The sequence below is a fragment of the Dietzia maris genome, assembly GCF_036287335.1.
GTDB lineage: Bacteria > Actinomycetota > Actinomycetes > Mycobacteriales > Mycobacteriaceae > Dietzia > Dietzia cinnamea.
In genome coordinates this window covers 1,363,961-1,382,870 of record NZ_CP143053.1, presented here as the reverse complement: position 1 = coordinate 1,382,870, position 18,910 = coordinate 1,363,961, and the positions used below count along the sequence as shown (strand labels likewise).

At 73.3% G+C, this 18,910-nt stretch carries 16 protein-coding genes; 3 read left to right on the top strand and 13 right to left on the bottom strand.

The features are described from left to right. Positions 1 to 49 precede the first annotated feature (49 nt). The 12 genes from murG to VYL96_RS06250 all read right to left on the bottom strand — a co-directional run bounded on the left by murG (position 50) and on the right by VYL96_RS06250 (position 14,914). On the bottom strand, positions 50 to 1,192 hold the full coding sequence (gene murG, locus VYL96_RS06305) for an undecaprenyldiphospho-muramoylpentapeptide beta-N-acetylglucosaminyltransferase (RefSeq protein WP_131886052.1): 1,143 nt from the start codon (positions 1,190 to 1,192) through the stop codon (positions 50 to 52). Continuing rightward, positions 1,189 to 2,898, bottom strand: coding sequence for a putative lipid II flippase FtsW (gene ftsW / locus VYL96_RS06300; protein WP_131886053.1), 1,710 nt, complete (start codon positions 2,896 to 2,898; stop codon positions 1,189 to 1,191). The genes murG and ftsW overlap by 4 nt, the downstream gene beginning before the upstream one ends. A 5-nt stretch (positions 2,899 to 2,903) precedes the next feature. Beyond that, positions 2,904 to 4,460 carry a UDP-N-acetylmuramoyl-L-alanine--D-glutamate ligase gene (gene murD, locus VYL96_RS06295; RefSeq protein WP_131886054.1) on the bottom strand — a complete coding sequence of 519 codons (1,557 nt, stop codon included), beginning with the start codon at positions 4,458 to 4,460 and terminating at the stop codon, positions 2,904 to 2,906. A gap of 5 nt (positions 4,461 to 4,465) precedes the next feature. Further along, a complete protein-coding gene (gene mraY, locus VYL96_RS06290; RefSeq protein WP_131886055.1) occupies positions 4,466 to 5,560 on the bottom strand; it encodes a phospho-N-acetylmuramoyl-pentapeptide-transferase in 1,095 nt (364 codons plus the stop codon). Then, complete coding sequence (locus VYL96_RS06285; RefSeq protein ID WP_131886056.1) at positions 5,557 to 7,062, bottom strand: UDP-N-acetylmuramoyl-tripeptide--D-alanyl-D-alanine ligase; 1,506 nt, start codon at positions 7,060 to 7,062, stop codon at positions 5,557 to 5,559. The genes mraY and VYL96_RS06285 overlap by 4 nt, the downstream gene beginning before the upstream one ends. Further along, a complete protein-coding gene (locus tag VYL96_RS06280) occupies positions 7,059 to 8,618 on the bottom strand; it encodes a UDP-N-acetylmuramoyl-L-alanyl-D-glutamate--2,6-diaminopimelate ligase (protein ID WP_131886057.1) in 1,560 nt (519 codons plus the stop codon). The genes VYL96_RS06285 and VYL96_RS06280 overlap by 4 nt, the downstream gene beginning before the upstream one ends. Before the next feature lie 74 nt (positions 8,619 to 8,692). Next, complete coding sequence (locus tag VYL96_RS06275; RefSeq protein WP_131886058.1) at positions 8,693 to 10,606, bottom strand: peptidoglycan D,D-transpeptidase FtsI family protein; 1,914 nt, start codon at positions 10,604 to 10,606, stop codon at positions 8,693 to 8,695. Between the two features lie 68 nt (positions 10,607 to 10,674). Continuing rightward, complete coding sequence (locus VYL96_RS06270; RefSeq protein WP_131886059.1) at positions 10,675 to 11,448, bottom strand: cell division protein FtsL; 774 nt, start codon at positions 11,446 to 11,448, stop codon at positions 10,675 to 10,677. Next, positions 11,445 to 12,467: a 16S rRNA (cytosine(1402)-N(4))-methyltransferase RsmH gene (gene rsmH / locus VYL96_RS06265; protein WP_131886060.1), complete on the bottom strand. Its 1,023-nt coding sequence runs from the start codon at positions 12,465 to 12,467 to the stop codon at positions 11,445 to 11,447. Before rsmH ends, VYL96_RS06270 begins: the two co-directional genes overlap by 4 nt. Positions 12,468 to 12,639: 172 nt before the next feature. Beyond that, the gene (gene mraZ / locus VYL96_RS06260) at positions 12,640 to 13,116 is read right to left on the bottom strand and encodes a division/cell wall cluster transcriptional repressor MraZ (RefSeq protein ID WP_007629002.1); all 477 of its coding nucleotides are present in this window, start codon (positions 13,114 to 13,116) and stop codon (positions 12,640 to 12,642) included. Between the two features lie 743 nt (positions 13,117 to 13,859). Next, positions 13,860 to 14,276, bottom strand: a complete 417-nt coding sequence (locus tag VYL96_RS06255) for an SCO2097 family morphological protein (RefSeq protein WP_061228920.1) — start codon at positions 14,274 to 14,276, stop codon at positions 13,860 to 13,862. 176 nt (positions 14,277 to 14,452) lie between these two features. After that, complete coding sequence (locus VYL96_RS06250) at positions 14,453 to 14,914, bottom strand: SAV_6107 family HEPN domain-containing protein (RefSeq protein ID WP_243699739.1); 462 nt, start codon at positions 14,912 to 14,914, stop codon at positions 14,453 to 14,455. A gap of 63 nt (positions 14,915 to 14,977) precedes the next feature. Between VYL96_RS06250 and VYL96_RS06245 the strand changes: the two genes are divergently transcribed. Genes VYL96_RS06245 through VYL96_RS06235 form a run of 3 tightly spaced genes read left to right on the top strand, consistent with a single transcriptional unit; the run spans position 14,978 to position 17,903 of the window. Beyond that, positions 14,978 to 15,565, top strand: coding sequence for a GNAT family N-acetyltransferase (locus VYL96_RS06245; protein WP_131886061.1), 588 nt, complete (start codon positions 14,978 to 14,980; stop codon positions 15,563 to 15,565). After that, positions 15,562 to 17,148, top strand: coding sequence for a phytoene desaturase family protein (locus VYL96_RS06240; protein ID WP_131886062.1), 1,587 nt, complete (start codon positions 15,562 to 15,564; stop codon positions 17,146 to 17,148). The genes VYL96_RS06245 and VYL96_RS06240 overlap by 4 nt, the downstream gene beginning before the upstream one ends. After that, the gene (locus tag VYL96_RS06235; protein ID WP_131886063.1) at positions 17,145 to 17,903 is read left to right on the top strand and encodes an LppM family (lipo)protein; all 759 of its coding nucleotides are present in this window, start codon (positions 17,145 to 17,147) and stop codon (positions 17,901 to 17,903) included. The genes VYL96_RS06240 and VYL96_RS06235 overlap by 4 nt, the downstream gene beginning before the upstream one ends. 5 nt (positions 17,904 to 17,908) lie before the next feature. Here the strand turns inward: VYL96_RS06235 and metF are convergent, their stop codons facing one another. Continuing rightward, positions 17,909 to 18,886 (bottom strand): methylenetetrahydrofolate reductase [NAD(P)H], encoded by a 978-nt coding sequence (gene metF, locus VYL96_RS06230; RefSeq protein ID WP_109149224.1) that lies wholly within the window; start codon positions 18,884 to 18,886, stop codon positions 17,909 to 17,911. Positions 18,887 to 18,910 lie beyond the last annotated feature (24 nt).

Below are 18,910 nucleotides of genomic sequence, written 5' to 3'. Positions count from 1 at the left end.
ACGCGCTCGAGCGTGGCGGGCACGGAGTCGGTGCCGGGGGTGGTGCTGGTCAACGCGGGGCCTTTCCGGCGGCGTCCAGCGCGATGCGCGCCACGACCTCCGCCGCGTCTCGGGAGCCGCCGCGGACGGCGGCCTCGGACATCATCTGGAGCCGGTCGGGGTCCAGCGCGAGCGGCAGGACCTCCGAGCGGAGGTGGTCGGGCGTGAGGTCGGAGTCCTCCACGAGCAGGGCCGCGCCGCCGGCGACGAGGTCACGGGCGTTGAGGGCCTGCTCGCCGTTGCCGTGGGGTAGCGGGACGAACACCGCGGGCAGCCCGACTGCGGAGACCTCGGCGACGGTGATGGCACCCGACCGGCACAGGATGAGGTCGGCGGCGGCGTACGCCAGGTCCATGCGGTCGAGGTAGGGCACGGTCACGTAGGGCGCGCCGCCGGCCGGTACGACCGGGGCGTCGTCGAGGTTCTTCGGACCGACCGCGTGCAGGACGCCCACGCCGGCCCGGGAGAACTCCTCGGCGACCGCCGCCATGGCGGTGTTGAGCGACCGCGCGCCCTGGGAGCCGCCCACGACGAGCAGGACGGGCCCGTCGGGGTCCAGCCCGAATGTCGCGCGGGCCTGCGACCGCAGGGCCGCGCGGTCGAGGGTCGCGACGGCGCGGCGGACGGGGTTGCCCACGACGCGGGCGTCGAGCCCCGACCCGGTGACCGCGGCGAGGGTCGCGACGGCGAACCGCGCGCCGAGCTTGTTGGCGATCCCCGCGCGCGAGTTGGCCTCGTGGACGACGATCGGCACGCGGCGACGCGCGCCCCCGGACGCGGGTCGCAGCGGCGCGGCCGCGGCCAGGTACACGGGCACACACGCGTATCCGCCGAAGCCCACGACGACGTCCGCGTCCGTGCGTCGCAACACCTCGCGGGCCCCGCGCACGGCCCGGACGAGACGCCCGGGCAGGCGGAACAGGTCGCCGCCGACACTGCGCGGCAGCGGGACCGGATCGACCAGTTCGAGTGGCACGCCCCGCCTGGGGACGAGGTCGGTCTCCAGGCCGCGCGGGGTGCCCACTGCGGTGACGCGTGCGGTCGGGTCGAGGGCGGTGACGGCCTCCCCCACCGCGAGCGCGGGCTCGATGTGGCCGGCGGTGCCGCCGCCGACCACGAGGACCGAGGGACCGCCTGTGGACGCCGCGCTCATCGCTCGCGTCCCCGGTGGATGGGGCTGGGCCGGCCGGCGCCGGGGCTCTGGCGGCCCCCTGCGTCGGGGGCCGGGCGGCGCGGCTGGCGGCGCTCGGCCTCGCGTCCGCGGACGGGCCGGGCCGTGCGGCCGGTCATCGCGGTCGCCCCGCGCCGACGCTCTCGGGCGGCGTCGGCCGGGATCGGCATGGTCTCGTACGCCGGCGGCCGTGGTCCGCCGCGCGGCGGACGCGGCACGGGGGCGGGCTGGGCCGTGCGCCGGGCGCCGGCGGCCCGGTCACGCGGCGCGGGACCGCCGGGGCGGGCCGGCTGGCGGCGGGTGACGGGGTCGCCGTACCGCCGGGCGCCCTCGCTCGAGCGACCGGGCGCCGACGAGGCGGGGACGGGGCGCTCGGGCCGGTAAGGGCGCGGGTCGGGCAGGGAGAACCACCGGTGCCGACGGCGGTTCGGGGAGCTGAGGATCGCGGAGATGGCCTCGGGCTCGTGCCGGGCGCAGTTGGCGAGCAGCCCGAGCGAGGTGAGCGTGACGACCGCGGAGGTACCGCCGTTGGAGATGAGCGGCAGCTGCAGGCCGGTCACCGGCAGCAGGCCCACGACGTAACCGATGTTGATGAACGCCTGCAGGACGATCGTCGCGGAGATGGTGCCCGCGAGCAGGCGGCGGAACGGGTCCACCGAGCGCATGGCGATCCGCATGCCGACCCAGCCGAGGGTGAGGTAGAGCGAGACGACGACCGCGGCACCGAACCAACCGAGCTCCTCGCCGATGATGGCGAAGATGAAGTCGTTGGTGGCCTCCGGCAGGTAGAACCACTTGGCGCTGGACTGCCCCAGGCCGACGCCGAACAGTCCGCCGTCGGCCAGGGAGAGCATGCCCTGGTACGACTGGTACGCCGCGCCCTGCGGGTCGGAGAAGTCGCCGCGGAACGTGTCGAGGTAGGTCCGGATCCGTTCGAAGCGGTAGGCGAACGCCACGGCGAGGACGCCGAAGACGACGACACCGACGGCGATCACCCACGCGAAGTGCCGCGCGGGGTACCCGGAGAACCACAGGATGCACAGGAAGGCGATGGTCACCGCGGTGGCCATGCCCAGGTCGGGGGCGACGACGACGAGGACCGCCACGATGAGGTACCCGACGACCGCCGGGAAGAGCAGGTCCAGCCAGTAGCCCGTCCGCACGCGCTTGGCGACCACGGACGACGCCCAGATGATGAGGGCGAACTTGGCGATCTCGGCGGGCTGGATCGAGAAGATGCCGAGGTCGATCCAGCCGCGGGAGCCGTTGACCTCGGAGCCGATGCCGGGGATGAGCACCGCGACGAGCAGGCCGATGGACACGAGCAGCAGCGGGAACGCCGCGGCGCGCAGCAGCTCGATGCGCAGGCGCAGGGCCAGGACGAAGCCCATCCAGCCGATGAGCACGAACATCGCCTGGCGCAGGAAGATGTCGAACGGCGTGCCGCCGCCGGAGAACGCCAGCACGTTGGAGCTGGACAGCACCATGCCCAGGCCGATGACCGTGAGCAGGGCCGTGACCACCATGACCACGTGGTACGAGGTCAGGGGTGCCCGGTTGACGGCGGCCAGGGGCGCGGCGATACGTCCGAGCAGGTCCGGCCGATCGGCCCGGTCGCCGCTCCCGGCCGCGTCGGGTCCGCCGGCGGTGTCGGCCCGGTCGTGAGGTGCCTTGTCTCGCAGTGCCATAGCCTCTACCTCCCGGCCACGCGGCCCACGGCGAGGACGAAGCTGCGCCCCCGGTGGCCGTAGTCGGTGAACATGTCCATCGACGCGGCAGCCGGGGCGAGCAACACGGTGTCGCCTCCGGTGGCCATCCGCGCGGCCTCGGCGACCGCGCGGTCCATCGTCTGCTGCGGCTCGTCGGGACCCGCAGCGTCGTCATCGTCTCCCGAGGCCAGCTCCACGACGGGCACCGTCGGCGCGTGTCGGGCCAATGCCCCGGCGATCCGCCCGCGGTCGCGGCCGATGAGGACCACCCCGCGCAGGACATCAGCGACCTCGGCGACCAGTGGCTCGACGTCGGCGCCCTTGAGCAGTCCCCCGGCGATCCACACCATCGGCCCGCCCGCGAGCAGCGAGGTGCGGGCGGCGTGCGGATTGGTGGCCTTCGAGTCGTCGATGTAGGTGACCCCGTCGACGACTCCGACCGGTTCGGCGCGATGGGCGCCCACCGTGAACGAACGCAGGGCCGCGGCGACGTGCTCGGCCCGCGCGCCCACGGACATGGCCACGGCCGAGGCGGCGAGTGCGTCGAGGACGCCCGCGGGCCCGGCCGGGCGCACGTCCGCGGCCGGCAGCAGCGGCACCTCGTCGTCGTCGTCACCACCGCCGATCCGCGCGGTGAGCACGCCGTCGACCACGCCACACTCCCCCGCGGCGGGAGCGCCGAGGCGCACCCCGATACGCGTCGCGGCGGGCGCGTCGGCGAGCAGTCGGGCGGCGATCTCGTCGTCGGCACCGGCCACGGCCACCCGGCCGGTGAGGACCTGCGCCTTGGCCGCGGCGTACGCCTCCATGGACCCGTGCCAGTCGAGATGGTCCTCGGCGACGTTGAGGACCACGCCCACGTCCGGCCGGCAGCTCGGTGCCCAGTGCAGCTGGAAACTCGACAGTTCGGCCGCGAGCACCTCCACGCGCGGCTCGGCCAGCAGCACGTCGGTCACCGGCAGCCCGATGTTCCCGCACGCGCGCGCCGCCATGCCCGCCTCGAGGCAGATCGCCTCGAGCATCGAGGTGGTGGTGGTCTTGCCGTTGGTGCCGGTCACCGCGAGCCATGTGCGGCGGGGGCCGAACAGCTCGGCGGCGTCGGCGCGCCACGCCAGCTCCACGTCGCCCCACACGCCGATCCCGGCGTCCGCAGCGGCGACCAGCAGAGGCGAGTCGGGGCGCCATCCCGGGCTGGTCACGACCAGGTCGATACCGATCCGGTCGACCGCACCGGCTGCACCGGCCCCGCCGGCTCCACCGGCCTGGCCGACCGGTCCGCGCGAGGCGGCCAGGAGTTCGGCGGCGCGGTCGAGGTCGACGCCCTCGCACGCGACACCGTCCGGCAGCGCCTCCCGCAGGCGTGCGATCGCCTCGGGTCGCGAGTCGGCGACCACGGGCTCGGCGCCCAGCGCGTCGAGGATGCGTACCGCGCCCGGCCCGGACACGCCCGCGCCCAGGACCAACACCCGCAGCCCGTGCAGCGCCCGGACGTCCAGCCCCGGCCGGTCGGTCGACGCGGCGGTCTCGCTCATATCGGTCATGTCGGTCATCCCGCCGAGCTCGCGAGCCAGTCGCCGTAGAACAACGCGATCGCCAGGCCACACGAGATGGCCACCAGCAGCCAGAACCGGATGGTCACCGTGGTCTCGGCCCAGCCGCCGTTCTCGAAGTGGTGGTGGATGGGGGTCATGCGGAACGGCCGACGGCCCGTGGTGCGGAACGCGGCCACCTGGATGAGCACGGAGACGAACTCGATGACGAACACGGCGCCCACGACGACCATGAGCAGCTCGGTGCGAGAGACCACGGACACGCCCGCGACGATGCCGCCGAGGAACATCGACCCGGTGTCCCCCATGAAGATCTTCGCGGGGGCCGCGTTCCACCACAGGAAGCCCAGGCAGGCGCCGAGCGCCGCCGAACAGACCACCGCGATGTCGAGGGGGTCACGGACCTGGTAGCAGCCCGACAGGTCGACTCCCTCCGCGGTGGAGAAGCAGGAGTAGCGGAACTGCCAGAAGGTGAACACCACGTAGGTGCCCATCACCATCGCCATGGACCCGGCGGCGAGGCCGTCAAGGCCGTCGGTGAAGTTGACGGCGTTGGACCAGCCGTAGACGAGGACGACGATGAAGACGAGGAAGACGACGACGGGGAAGCTCACCGCGACGAAGTCCCGCACGTAGCTCAATGACGTGCTGGCGGGGGTGAGCCCGTCGTTGTTGCGGAACTGCAGCACGAGGACGCCGAACGCCAGCGCCGCGAGGACCTGCCCGACCGTCTTCGACAGGATGCCCAGGCCCTTGTTGTGGCGCTTGAATACCTTGAGCCCGTCGTCGACCATCCCCACCACCGCCAGCGCGGTGGCCAGGCCGAGCACGAGCACGCCCGAGGCGGTGAAGCCGCCCCCACCGACCGTGACCTGCCCGATCACCCCGGCGACGATGTACCCGAGCCACACGGCGGTGAGGATCGCGACGCCACCCATGTTGGGCGTGCCGCGCTTGCTCATGTGGGACTGCGGTCCCTCGAGACGGATCTCCTGGCCGTAGCCCTTGCGCCGGAAATAGATGATGAGCAGGGGTGTGAGGAAGATGCTCACGACGAAGGCGACGATGCCTGCGATCATGATCTGGGTCATGACTGGTTCTCCTCACCACGCGACGCGAGCAGGTGCTCGGCGACGCTCCACAAACCGACGGCAGCAGAGGCCTTGACCAGGACGATGTCGCCGGGCTCCACGCGCTCGTCCAGGATCGCCACGGCCTCCTCGGCGGTGGCGACGTGCTCCGCCTCGGAACCCCACGAGCCCTCCTGGATCGCGCCCTGGAACAGCGCCCGCTGGGGACGGCCCAGGCCCACGACCACGAGCTGGGACACGTCCAGGCGGACGAGGAAACGCCCGATGAGGTCGTGCTCGATGACCGCGTCCTCGCCGAGCTCGGCCATTTCCCCCAGCACCGCCCAGGTCCGCCGGTGGCCGCCGCCGGAGCGGGCCATGACGGCCAGGGACTTCAGCGCGGCCCGCATCGAATCGGGGTTGGCGTTGTACGAGTCGTTGATGACGGTGACGCCGTCGGCGGTCATCCGCACGTCCATCCGGTGTACGGAGGCGGCCTCGGCGGTACCCAGCGCCGCCGCGATCCGCTCGACGTCCATCCCGCACGCGAGGCCCACCGCGGCCGCCGACAGGGCGTTGCCCACCTGGTGTTCGCCGTGCACCCGGAGCGCGACCTCCGCCTCACCCCGCGGGGTGACCAACGTGAACGAGGCGCGCACCTCGTCGTCGAGCCTCACCCGCTCCGCACGGACGTCCGCGGACCCACCCAGCCCCACCGTGACGACCTCGGCGGAGGTCCGACCGGCCATGGCGGCGACCCGGTCGTCGTCGGCGTTGAGGACGGCGACCCCGCCGTGCGCGGCGTCCGGCAGCGCCTCGACGAGCTCACCCTTGGTGGCGGCGATGACCTCTCGCGAACCGAACTCGCCCAGGTGCGCGGTGCCGACGTTGAGGACCACCCCGACGCGCGGGGGCGCGAGGGCCGCGAGCTCGCGGATGTTGCCGGGTGCGCGGGCGCTGAGCTCGAGGACGAGGAAGTCGGTGTCCTCGTCCGCGCGCAGCGCGGTCCACGGGTGGCCGATCTCGTTGTTGAACGAGCCCGGGGGTGCGACGACCGTGCCGGCCGCCGACAGTACGGCGCCGATGAGGTCCTTGGTGCTGGTCTTGCCCGACGACCCGGTGACCCCCACGACGACGAGCCCGTGGTCGGCGACCAGCCGGTCGACGCTGGCGCGCGCGAGGGCGCCGAGCGCGGTGAGCACGGCGGCCCCGGAGCCGTCGGTGTCGGCGGCCAGCGCCATGGCGTTGGTCTCGCGACGGTCGACCGCGGGCACGACGATCTGCGCACCGTCCACGCCGTCGACCTCGTGCGCGACGAGCGCACCGGCCGCCCCCGCGTCGAGCGCGCGGGCGACGAAGTCGTGGCCGTCGACGCGTTCGCCGGGCAGGGCGAGGAACAACCCGCCCGGGGTGAGGCGGCGGGAGTCGAACTCCACGGTGCCGGTCACGGCCGTCGACGGGTCACCACCGACCAACCGACCGCCGACTATCCCCGCGATCTCGCCGAGGGTGAGGTCGATCATGGTGTGCTGTCCTCCGTCTCGCCCGTGGGGGCGCGGTATCCGAGTCGTCTGACGAGTTCTTCCGCGGCCCTGGCCCGGTCGTCGAACGGGTGCACGACGCCGGCGACCTCCTGACCGGTCTCGTGTCCCTTCCCGGCGATCACGACGACGTCGCCGGCGCGGGCCCAGTCGATCGCGGTGGCGATCGCGGCGCCGCGGTCGCCGACCTCCTCGACGCGGGTGTCGGGCCCGGCGGCCTGTTCGGCCCCCGCGCGGACGGCGGCGCGGATGGCGGCGGGGTCCTCGCTGCGGGGGTTGTCGTCGGTCACCACCACGAGGTCGGCGATCTCGGCCGCGGCGGCCCCCATCTTGGGGCGCTTACCCGGGTCGCGGTCGCCCCCGGCGCCGAGGACCACGGCCACACGGCCCTCGGTCTGCGCGCGGACGGAGCGCAGGACCGCGGCGACCGCGCCCGGCTTGTGGGCGTAGTCCACGAGGACGCGGAAGTCCTGGCCGCGCACGACCGGCTCGAGGCGGCCGGGCACCCGCACCCGCATGAGTCCGGCCGCGGCTGCGGCGACGTCCCCGCCCAGGGCGTCGACGATCGCCAGCGCCACGAGCGCGTTGGCGACGTTGAACCGACCCATCAGCGGGAGCTCGACGTCCACGGCCAGCCCGCGGGGCCCGTGGACGGTGAACTCCTGGGTGTCGCGGTCGGTCGGGGTGGACTCCCCGGCCGTCCAGTCGGCGTCGGCGTCGGGCTCGGCGGACACGGTTACCGCGTCCGGGCGCATCCCCACCAGGCGGCGGCCCCACTCGTCGTCGATCACCACGACCGCGCGCTCGGCCGGCCACACCGCCGAGCCCGGGTCCGCCTCGACGTCGAACAGCCGCGCCTTGGCGCGGAAGTAGTCGTCCATGCTCGGGTGGAAGTCCAGGTGGTCCTGCGACAGGTTGAGGAACGCGCCCACGGCGAACCGGACGCCGTCCACCCGGCCGAGCCGCAGGGCGTGGCTGGAGACCTCCGCCGCGACGGCGCGTGCCCCCGCGGCTCGCATCCGGGCGAGCAGGGCCTGGAACTCGGGTGCCTCGGGGGTGGTGAGCCGGCTGGGCAGGGCGCGGCCGTCCACGCGGCTGCCGGTGGTGCCGATGAGACCGGCGACGTGCCCGCAGCCCTCGAGGGCGGCCTCGACGAGGTAGGTGGTGGTGGTCTTGCCGGAGGTGCCGGTGATGCCGACGACGTCGAGGTCGGCGGACGGGTCTCCGGTCACCGCCGCGGACACCGCGCCGAGAACCGCGCGCGGGGCGGGGTGGACGAGGACGGGCAGGCGCCCGGCGACGGCGGCCATCAGCTCGATGCCCTCGGGGTCGGTGAGCACCGCGGATGCGCCCGCCTCGACGGCGGTGGCCCCGAACGAGGCGCCGTGGATGCGGGTTCCGGGCAGGGCGGCGAAGAGGATACCCGGGCCGCAGTCCTGGGCCCGGATGGTCGCCCCGGTGAGGTCGACGTCGGCCCCGGACCTGTCGCCGAGGAGCCTGGCCCCCACCGCATCTGCCAGCTGTCGCGCCGTGGTCATCGCCTGTCCTCGCCCCGCCTTCCTCGCTCGATCCCTCCCGTGAACCCGCTACACGCTACCCTGCCGGGCGCCGGTCACCGCGCCTGCAGGACCAGTTCCGGCGCGGGGGCGGACGGCGGGATGTTGTCCCTGTTGACCAGCCATGACGCGATGTCGTGGAACAGCGGGGCGGCGGACGCGCCGAGCACGCCGCGGGAGGGCGCGTCGAGCATGATGGCGATCACGTAGCGCGGGTCGTCGGCCGGCAGGATGCCGGCGAAGGTGATCCAGTAGCGCGAGTTGGAGTAGCAGGAGCAACCCGGGTCGATCTGCTGCGCGGTGCCGGTTTTGCCGCTGATCTGGTAGCCGGCGACCGCGGCCTGGGGGCCGGTGCCGGCCTGCGCCCCGGGCCCGGACTGCACGACGGCGCGGAACATGTCGCGCACGGTGCGGGCGGTCTCGGCGCTGACCACGCGCTCGCCCTCGGGGCGTTCGGTGGGGTGACTCTCGCCGTCCGGGCCGACCCGCTCGGCGACGATCCGGGGCGGCACGCGGACGCCGTCGTTGGCGATGGTCTGGTAGATCCCGGCCATCTGCAGGGTGGTCATGGACAGGCCCTGCCCGATCGGCAGGTTGGCGAACGTGCCGCCCTGCCAGTTCTGCAGGTCGGGCACGAGGCCCTCCGACTCCCCCGCCAGTTCGATGCCGGTGCGCTGGCCGAGGCCGAACTTCTCCAGGTACTGCGAGAACGGCTCCTTGCCCACCCGCTGGGCGAGCATGAGAGTGCCGACGTTGGAGGACTTCCCGAAGATGCCGGTCGTGGTGTACGGCGTGGGTCCGTGCTGCCACGCGTCGGAGACCGTGACTCCCTCCATGCGGATGCTGCCGTCGACCGAGTGCACCTCGTCCGGATGGGTCAGTCCGGCCTCGATGGCGGCGGCCGCGGTGATGATCTTCTGCACGGAGCCCGGCTCGAACGGGGAGGTGATGGCCGGGTTGCCGAGGTCCGCGCCACGCTCGAGCTCCGCACCGACGCCGACGGCCGGGTTGAACGTGTTGTCGTTGGCCATCGCCCGCACCTCGCCGGTCCGCGCGTCCAGGACGACGGCGGACGCGCTCTTCGCGCCCGAGGTGTCCTTGGCGGACTGGATCGCCTTCTGGACGTGCCACTGCAGGTCGGCGTCGAGGGTGAGGCGGATCGTGTCGCCGTCGCGCGGTTCGGTGACGTTGCGAAGGGTGCCGGGGATGACCGTGTTGTCCTGGGCCCGGTCGAAGGTCTGCCGGCCGTCCTCGCCGTCGAGCTGGTCGTTGAAGTGCGACTCGATGCCCTGCAGGCCGATCAGCTTGCCCTCGTCGCTCTTGGTGGTGGCGCCGACGACATTGGCGGCGAGCGCGCCGCCCGGGTATTCGCGGATGTCGACGCGCTCGGCGCCGATCATCGGGAACTTTCGGACGATCGCGTTGGCCTGGGTGACGTCGACGTTGCGGACGAGGTAGGTGAAGCCGCCGCCGGAGGAGAGCTTGGCCTCGATCTCGTCGCGGTCGACGGCGTCGCCGAGCACGGCCTCGAACTCGTCGGCGATCTCCACGACGAGCTCGTCCCACGTCGGCTTGGTGCTGTCGAGCTCGCGGCGGGCCTCGGCGTTCTGCTGCTCGACGAGCGGCTGGATCGACAGGTCGCGGGCCTCGCGGGTGAAGGCGATGGGGTCGCCGTCCAGATCGACGATCGCCCCGCGGGTGGCGGGCAGGACCTGGTGGACCTGCCGCTGGCTCTCCGCGCGGGCCGCGAGCTCGGTGCCCCCGATCGTCTGTACCCAGAAGAGCTTGACCAGGGCGATCACCATGATCACGGCGAACGCGGACCGCATGAAGGTGAACCGGCGCTCGGTCGAGTTGGTGGTGAGGACCCGGCCGAACCGGTTCGGTGGCCGTCCGACGCCCGGTGCGGTGGCGCGCGGGTCACCCGAGGTAGCCCGGCGTCCCGCTTCCGGGGTGCGTCGTTCGGTCATCTCGGGGGCCTTTCGGGTGGGGGTGCTAGAAGGGTTGTCCGGGCACCGGGGCGAGCGTCGCGGCACCGTCACCGGGAGCCGTCGGGGCGGGCGGCGCGGCCGGGGGGCGCCGGGTCGGGGGCGGGGCCCGCCTCGGCGGCGGGGGCCGGCGGGGCCGGCTCGACCATGGGGGACGGCGGCGCCACCGGGGACGGCGGGCCGGCGAGCGGCGGGTACGGAACGGGGGCGACACCGCGGGGGGTGCGGTCCTGCGGCGCCTGTGCGGGCGGCGCGTCGAACGCGTCCCGGTCGGACGACCTCGACCGCTCGGACGCTACCGGAGCGGGCTGGAGCGGCTTGATCGGCGCGCCGAGCTTTGCTTCGGGCTCCCCCACGATCTCGATGACGCCGTCGGATCCCCTGGTGAGGATCGGCGCGCTGGCGACGCCGACCATGCCCAGCTTCTCGGCGCGCTGCGCGAGCACCTCGGCCGAACGGGCGCGCTCGTTGGACGCGCGGAGCGCCTCCATCCGCTCGACGAGTTCGACGTTGGCGTCGCGCGCGTTCTTGAGGTCGTAGGTGTCCTGGGTGGTCTGGGCTGACAGCAGGAGGGTGCCGCCGACGCCGGCGCCGATGAGGAGGAGGAGGACGACGACGAAGGGCACCCTGGCGGCCAGCTCGGCCGGACTCAGACGTTCCGCGGGGACGACCACGGTGCGACGGCCGCGGACGGAGCGCGTGACGGGCCTGCGTCGTAGGCCGACGGCCCGTCCCGCTCCGGCGGGGGCGTCGGCGTCCGGGCCGGGGGCCGGGCGGGTGTCGAGCCCGTCAACGGTGCCGGGCGTGTCGATCGTGCTCGTCATGGGGTTCTCCCGTCGATACGCCGGACGCAGCGCACCCGGACCGAGGCCGAGCGCGGGTTGTGGTCGATCTCCTCCTGCGAGGCCTTCTCCGCTCCCCTGGTGACGGCCTCGAACTCGGGGCCGTGGCCGGGCAGCTCCACCGGCAGGCCCGCCGGGGTGCGGGAGGCGGTGCGGGTCGCGAGTTCGCGCTTGACGATCTTGTCCTCGAGGGAGTGGTACGCCATGAAGACCGCGCGACCGCCGAGCCGCAGGAGGTCGAGGTAGCCGGGCACGGCGTTCTCGACGGCCTCGAGTTCGGCGTTGACCTCGATGCGCAGGGCCTGGAACACGCGTTTGCCGGGGTGGCCACCGGTCCGGCGGGCGCCCTGGGGGATCGTGTCGTAGAGCAGTTCGACCAGCTGTGAGCTGGTGACGATGGGATCGGTGTCGCGCCGGCGGACGATCGCTGCCGCGATCTGCCGGGCGAAGCGCTCCTCGCCGTACACCCGTAGGATCCGGGCGAGCTCGTCGCGCGGGTACTCGGCGAGGATGTCGGCGGCGGTCGGCCCGGTGGTGGGGTCCATCCTCATGTCGAGCGGCGCGTCCACCGAGTACGCGAAACCGCGCTCGGCGACGTCGAGCTGCATCGAGGAGACGCCGAAGTCGAGGAGGATGCCGTCGATCGCCGGGCCGGCGTCGTCGCGCGCGTCCGGGGGCAGCGCCGCGGTCACGGCGCCGAAGTCGTCGAAGCGGGCGTGGACGGGCGTGAAGCGGTCGCGGTACGCGGTGAGCCGGCGTGTCGCCATGTCGAGCGCCTCGGGGTCACGGTCCACGCCGAGCACACGCAGCTCGCCGAACTCGGCCAGCAGGTGGGAGGAGTGTCCGCCGAGACCGAGGGTGCCGTCCACGATGACGGGAGCGCGCCCCTCCTCCGCGGCGGCCTCGACGACGGGCCGGAAGAGCTCGATCGTGCGCTCGAGGAAGACGGGGACGTGCCCGGAGCGCGTGGCGTCGCGATCGGCATCGGGCCGTTCTGCCATCTCGCCTCCTTGCGTCCGGTCGTCGGTGCTCCGGCGGTTGTGGTGGAGCCCCCTGGTCCCCGTCCGGTACCCACCTGGCGTTGGGGAAGTACGTCAGGGTGGTGCCGGGCAGGGGCCGGGGGGCTCCGTCCGTCGTGCTCTCGTGTGCGTTCTCGTCCTCCCTCTCCCGGGATCAGAACTCGATCCCGAGCGAGGTGCCCTCCATCTCGGAGAACACGGGTAGGTTCTCCGCGCTGTAGCGGTCCCACGCCTCGGCGTCCCAGACCTCGAGACGCTCCCCGAGGCCGTTGACGACGCAGTCCTTGTCGAGACCCGCGTAGTTCCGCTGACTCGCGGGGATGGAGATCCGTCCCTGCGAGTCCAGTTGTTGGACTTCCGCGCCGCTCACCAGGAGCCGGAAGAACGCCATGTGCCTCTCGCTGAGGTTGGCGGTCGGCCGGACCTTTCTGACCAGCGCGTCGAACTCGTCTTCAGGGAAGACCGAGAGCGTGTTGGTGAACCACCCACACACCACCACCCCGTCCGCCAGGCCGGGCCTGAATCTGGCGGGGATCGTCAGCCGCCCCTTGTCGTCGAGCTTGGGACGGTGGGTCCCGTACCCGACGAAGGCTCGTTCGCGTCCGGAGTCGACGGGATCGGTGTCGGTCACCCGCCACCTCCTGGGGTCCAGGCCCATCGAGCTCCTTACGTGCCCCACTGTACCCCACAACGCCCCACAAACAAGGCCTGCGCCCCACTTCTCCCCACCGTCTTACATCACTGCACTTCAGACGGTTTCCGCCTCGTCGACGCGGCCGACCCCCGGCCGCCGAGCCCGCGTCACGAACCGCACATTCTGCGACTTACTGAGGCTGATGTGACTGAAGTAGCCCATGAGACGGTCACAGCCGCGACGGTGGGGAATGGTGGGGCCACGGGGTGGGGCGTGGTGGGGCCCCGGGGTGGGGAGGGGTGGGCGCGCAGCCGCCCGGCCCGCTCAGCCGCCCGGCCCGCTCAGCCGCCCGGCCCGCTCAGCCGCCCGGCCCGCTCAGCCGCAGCCGCACGCCAACATGGCGTCTCGCGCGCACCGCGGGGGGTGCGAGACGCCATCCCCGGGAGCGGCTGCGTGCTCGGCGTACATCCGCGCGAGCGAGACGCCAGGGCCGGGGGCGGCTCCAGGCTCGGCGTTAAGACCCGCCGGCGAGACGCCGACTGCGCGAGCCGCTGCCGGCGAGCCGCGGGGCCGACGGCCCTCGGGCCGGTGGGCCTCGGGCCGGTGGGCCGGTGGGCCGGTGGGCCGGTGGGCCGGTGGGCCGCGGAGCCGGCGGGCCCGGAAATGAGTGAAGGGGTGAACGCTGGTGCGCTCACCCCTTCATCTGAAGCGTGGTGGTCGGCCCGGAGGCCGTCGATCGATCAGGGGCCCTGCTCGAAGCGACGACGGAAACGGTCCTCCATCCTCGAGGAGTAGGACCGACCGTCGGAGGACTTGGAGGAGGCCCGCCCGGCCCCGGGGACACGCGGCCCGCCCGGGTTCTTGACCCCCGGCGCACCCGCGGACGGCGTAGAACGCAGCGCGAGCACCCCGGCCGCGAACATGACGAGGAATCCGACGAGGCTCAGCACGGGGAAACCGCCCGGCTTGACGTCGAGGGCCAGACCACCGATGAGAAGTGCCACACCGAGGACGGCGAGCGCCACGACCAGGCCCGCGGGACGCCGGGCGCCACTCGCGCCGGTCTTACGGACGGACGACGCGAACTTGGGGTCGTCGGCGTAGAGCGCGCTCTCGATCTCCTTGAGCATGCGCTGCTCGTGCTCGGACAGGGGCACTTCGACCTCCTTCAGATGCTCGTGATGACGAGCGTGGCCGGCTCGGTCGGTTCGCACCGACCGCGGACGGTGATCAGCCGGTCAGGGTTCTCCCCATCATACGAGGGCAACGCGGCCGGGACCACCGGGATTCCCCTGGACGGGCCAGGGGGCCGGTGGGTCCGCGGCGGGGCGGGTCAGGCCGCGGGGCCCAGGACGCCCAGGCGCTGGTCCACCAGGTCCATGAAGCGGCCCACCGCCCACAGGAAATCGTCCGCCATGCGGGCCGAGATCGTCCGCGGGAGCCCGTCCTCGACGGCGGCCGCGAGAGCGGAGTACCCGCCGAGGGCGGTCGCCCACTCGCCCAGCTCCGGCACCTCCGCCGCGAGCCGGTGCCAGACATCGACCGGACCGCGACGCCGTGGCCCCGGGGCGAGCAACGCGCCGGCGGCGCACCTGGCGGCGCGGTACGCCTCGACGAAGCGCTCCGACGGGTCGGCCGCCGCGATCGCGCGGCCACGGTGCACCTCGGCGCGGCCGGCGCGCCCGAGGGGCCCCACGGCACCCCCGCGGGACGACCGCGTCCTGCTCGTGGTCCGCGTCTCCCTCATGTCCATCTGCTGCACCTCCGCCTCCTGCATCTCCGCGTCTGCGCGCACGGTATCGCCGGGGTACGACACATCCCGGCGCCCCGGATCCGCGCCCGTGATGAAATGGGGTGGATGGACACCGTGATCACCCGGCTGGACGCCGCCGACTTCCGAGACCGACTGCCCGAGGCTCTGGGGGTCTACGTCGACGCCATGGGCTATCCGTCGCAGGTGATCCGCTCCCGGGCGGCCGCCTGGATGGAGCACAGCTACCGCGACGGCTGGTCCGGGGTGGCCGCGTTCGAAGCCCCGCGTCGACGTCTGCTCGGACAGTCGAGGGGCCCTCTGGTCGCGATCTGTTACGGCTACCACGGTGCGCTCGGCCAGTGGTGGTACGAGCAGGTTTCCCGGGGATTGCGCGACCGGGGCCGGGAGCTCCCGTCCGACTACGTCGAGCTGACCGAGCTACACGTCTCGCCCACCCACCAGGGCCGCGGTATCGGCGGGACCCTACTGCGCAAATTCCTCGCGGACCGGCCGGAGAGCAGGGTGCTGTTGTCGACCCCCGAGATCGAGGGCGAGGACAACAGCGCGTGGCGGTTGTACCGGTCGCTCGGCTTCACCGACGTGCTGCGGTCGTATCGCTTCGAGGGTGACGCCCGGCCGTTCGCGGTGCTGGAGCGTCCGCTGCCGCTTCCCGGCCCGGGGACCGTCGAGTGAGCTCGCGTCATGACGTGGTGGTGATCGGCTCGGGCCACAACGGGTTGGTCTGCGCCGCCTATCTCGCCCGCGCCGGGCACGACGTCCACGTGGTGGAGAAGGACACCGTGATCGGTGGCGCCACCTCCACGGTGGAGAGGTACCCCGGCCACCGGACCGATCGCGGGTCGTCCGCGCATCTCATGATCCGGCACACCGGCATCTCGGAGGAGCTGGACCTCGCGTCCCACGGACTGCGCTACATCGACTGCGATCCCTGGGGGTTCGCGCCCGCTCCGCCCGGGTCCGGCGCGCCGCCGATCGTCTTCCACCGCGACCTCGACGCGACGTGCGCCAGCATCGCCGCCGCCTGCGGGGACGCGGATGCCGACGCGTACCGCGAATTCGTCCGGCGGTGGGACGTCCTCGCGGGACGCATGATGAAGGGCTTCTCCGTGCGGCCCACCGCGCCGGGGCTCGGGTCGGCGTTCCTCGGGGCCGAGGACCTGCGCGACCCGTTCGGCACGGCCCAGACGTTCCTGTCCTCCGGTGACGCGCTCCTGGACTCGATGTTCGACTCCGAGCGACTCAAGGCCGCGCTGTCGTGGTTCGGGGCCCAGTCCGGTCCGCCGATGTCGCACCCCGCCACGGCCCCGATGATCGGATTCGCGGCGCTGATGCACCGGATTCCGCCCGGGCGTGCGGTCGGTGGATCGGGGGCGCTCGCTGACGCACTGACGTCGGCGATCCGGGCGCACGGCGGCACGGTCACCGCCGGCGCGGGCGCCACCGCGATCCGCCGCTCGGGTCCGGGCTGGCGCGTCGACACCGAGGGCGGGGACTCCCTCCACTGTTCGACGGTGGTGGCGGCGTGCCACGTCCACACGACCCTCGACCTCCTCGAGCACGAACTGCCCGCGACGACGGTGGCCGGGTGGCGACGGCGGATCCGCCCCGGCTTCGGACTGGGGATGGTCGTCCGGCTGGGCACCACCGACCTGCCGCGCTATCCGGGCGTGCCCACCGAGACCAGCGCCCACGGGCTGCAGCTGCTCGTCACCGACCGGCGACACCTCGACCGGCGCTACGGCGTCGCCGCCGCCGGTGGGCTCGACGCGGACCCCGCCGTCCTGGCCATGAGTTTCAGCTCGCTCGACCCCTCCCTCGCTCCGGCGGGCCGGCACGAGCTCACCCTCTGGTCGCAGTGGCACCCACGCCATCTCGCCGACGGGCGGGGCTGGTCCGAGGCGGGGTCCGCGGAGGCCGACCGCATCATCGCCGCGGCGGACCGGTTCGCCCCGGGCCTGGCGGACTCGATCGTCCACCGTCACGTCCAGACCCCGGAGGACCTGGAGACCGAGCTCGGGCTGCTCGGCGGGAACGTCATGCACGTGGAGATGTCGCTGGACCAGATGCTGCCGATGCGCCCGCACCCCGACCTGCGCGGCCACGCGGTCCCGGGCGCCGACGGGGTGTTCCTGGCCGGGGCGTCCACCCACCCCGGCGGAGGCGTCATCGGCGCCAGCGGCAGGACGGTGGCGCGGCTCGTCGGACGTAGGCTCGGCAGGTCGGCGCTATGGCGTCGGGGAGTACGGGCAGAATGACCGCCGTGACCGTGCCCCGACCGCTCCGGCGCCCCACGACCGCGCGCTCCACGACCGTGCGCCCCTCAGCCGCCTCCGGCCGCTCGCGGCTGCCGCGACGGGTCGCGGGCCTCACCACGCTGGCCGCCCTCCTGATCGTGCTCACCGGGTGTCTCCAGCTCAACGCCCAGATGAGCGTCCGCAAGGACGACACCGTCTCCGGCCGCATCCTCATCGCCGGCGATCAACCGGAGCAGGCGGCGGCCCTCGAGCGGCTCGGCGCGCCGTCCGGCCTCGAGCAGAAGGTCCGGATCACGCCCTACTCGGCGGACGGGTTCACCGGCCGGGAGATCTACTTCACCCAACTGACGTTCGCGGAGATGGACACGCTCACACTGGCGATCGACATCGAGGGCGCCCGCCCCTACACGCTCGGGTTCCGCCGCAGCGGTGACACGGTGTCGTTCAGCGGCGCGATCGACCTGTCGATGCTCCCGGCCGATCGCGCCGGGTCGACGACGACGCGGGTCGACCTGACGTTCCCCAACCGCATCAGCGAGACCAACGGGACCGTCGGAGCGGGGAATTCCGTGAGCTGGACGCCGGCGCCGGGCTCGATCACCCGGATGCAGGCCTCGTCCTCGTACCCCGACCCCGCCACCCGCGGCTTCGCCGTGTGGATGATCGTGGGCATCGGCGCCGCCCTGCTGGTGTCCATCGGGACGATCCTGGCCGCGCGGACCGCGAGGGCCCGCGCGGACCGCCTGGTGCGCTGAGGCGGTCAGATCCGGCTGGCCGCCACCCCGGGCGCGGGCGCCATCGACAGGTTCGTGAGGACCTCGCGGGTCGCCCGCGAGAAGTTGAGGGTGTTGAAGTGCAGACACGGCACGCCCTCGGCGATCAGCCGCTCACACATCCGGGTGGTCAGGTCGATCCCCACCTCGCGCACCGCCTCGCGGTTCTCCTCCGGCCCGTCCCCCGCGGCGGTCCGGAGCCGCTCGGCCAGGTCGTCGGGCAGCGCGCACCCCGACAGCTCGACCATCCGCTTGACCTGCCGCAGGCTGGTGACCGGCATGAGACCGGGGATGATGGGCTTGTCGCCCTGCTCCGGATCGGCCGCGACGGCGCGGTCCCGCAGGCGCAGGTAGTGCTCGACGTCCCAGAACATCTGCGTGATGGAGTACTCGGCACCCGCGCGCAGCTTGCCGACCAGGACCTCGGTGTCGTGATCGAGGTCGCGCGCCCGGTAGTGCCCCTCGGGGAACGACGCCACGCCCACGTGGAAGTCCCCCACCTCGTGGATCAACCGGACGAGCTCCTCGGCGTAGCGCAGTCCCTCCGGGTGCGCCGTCCACTCCCCCAACGGGTCCCCGGGCGGGTCCCCGCGGAGCGCGAGGATGTTGGACACCCCCACCTCCCCGTACATGCGGATCATGTCGGCGAGCTCGGCCACCGTGTGCCCGACCGCCGTCAGATGGGCGATCGGGACCAGGTCGGTCTCCCGGACGATGCGCTCGACCACGCGGACGGTCCGGTCACGCGTCGACCCGCCGGCCCCGTACGTCACCGAGACGAACGCCGCGCCGAGCTCGGAGAACACGGAGGCCGCGCGCCACAGGCGCTCCTCAGCGGCCTCGTCACGGGGTGGGTAGAACTCGACGGAGAACGGCACCCTCGGGGTGGTCGACGTCGCGATCCTCTCCACGATGCTCGGGTGCCGGCCGCCGTCCGTCGGGTCTGGGTCGGGTAGCTGGGTCACCCGACCAGGGTAGCCCGACACGCG

Coding starts and splice junctions, on each gene's coding strand:
- VYL96_RS06285 (WP_131886056.1), bottom strand. CDS start 7,062: ATGATCGACCTCACCCTCGGCGAGATCGCGGGGATAGTCGGCGGTCGG.
- VYL96_RS06280 (WP_131886057.1), bottom strand. CDS start 8,618: ATGACCACGGCGCGACAGCTGGCAGATGCGGTGGGGGCCAGGCTCCTC.
- VYL96_RS06235 (WP_131886063.1), top strand. CDS start 17,145: ATGACCGCCGTGACCGTGCCCCGACCGCTCCGGCGCCCCACGACCGCG.
- VYL96_RS06245 (WP_131886061.1), top strand. CDS start 14,978: ATGGACACCGTGATCACCCGGCTGGACGCCGCCGACTTCCGAGACCGA.
- VYL96_RS06270 (WP_131886059.1), bottom strand. CDS start 11,448: ATGACGAGCACGATCGACACGCCCGGCACCGTTGACGGGCTCGACACC.
- murG (WP_131886052.1), bottom strand. CDS start 1,192: ATGAGCGCGGCGTCCACAGGCGGTCCCTCGGTCCTCGTGGTCGGCGGC.
- VYL96_RS06275 (WP_131886058.1), bottom strand. CDS start 10,606: ATGACCGAACGACGCACCCCGGAAGCGGGACGCCGGGCTACCTCGGGT.
- murD (WP_131886054.1), bottom strand. CDS start 4,460: ATGACCGATATGAGCGAGACCGCCGCGTCGACCGACCGGCCGGGGCTG.
- mraY (WP_131886055.1), bottom strand. CDS start 5,560: ATGACCCAGATCATGATCGCAGGCATCGTCGCCTTCGTCGTGAGCATC.
- ftsW (WP_131886053.1), bottom strand. CDS start 2,898: ATGGCACTGCGAGACAAGGCACCTCACGACCGGGCCGACACCGCCGGC.
- rsmH (WP_131886060.1), bottom strand. CDS start 12,467: ATGGCAGAACGGCCCGATGCCGATCGCGACGCCACGCGCTCCGGGCAC.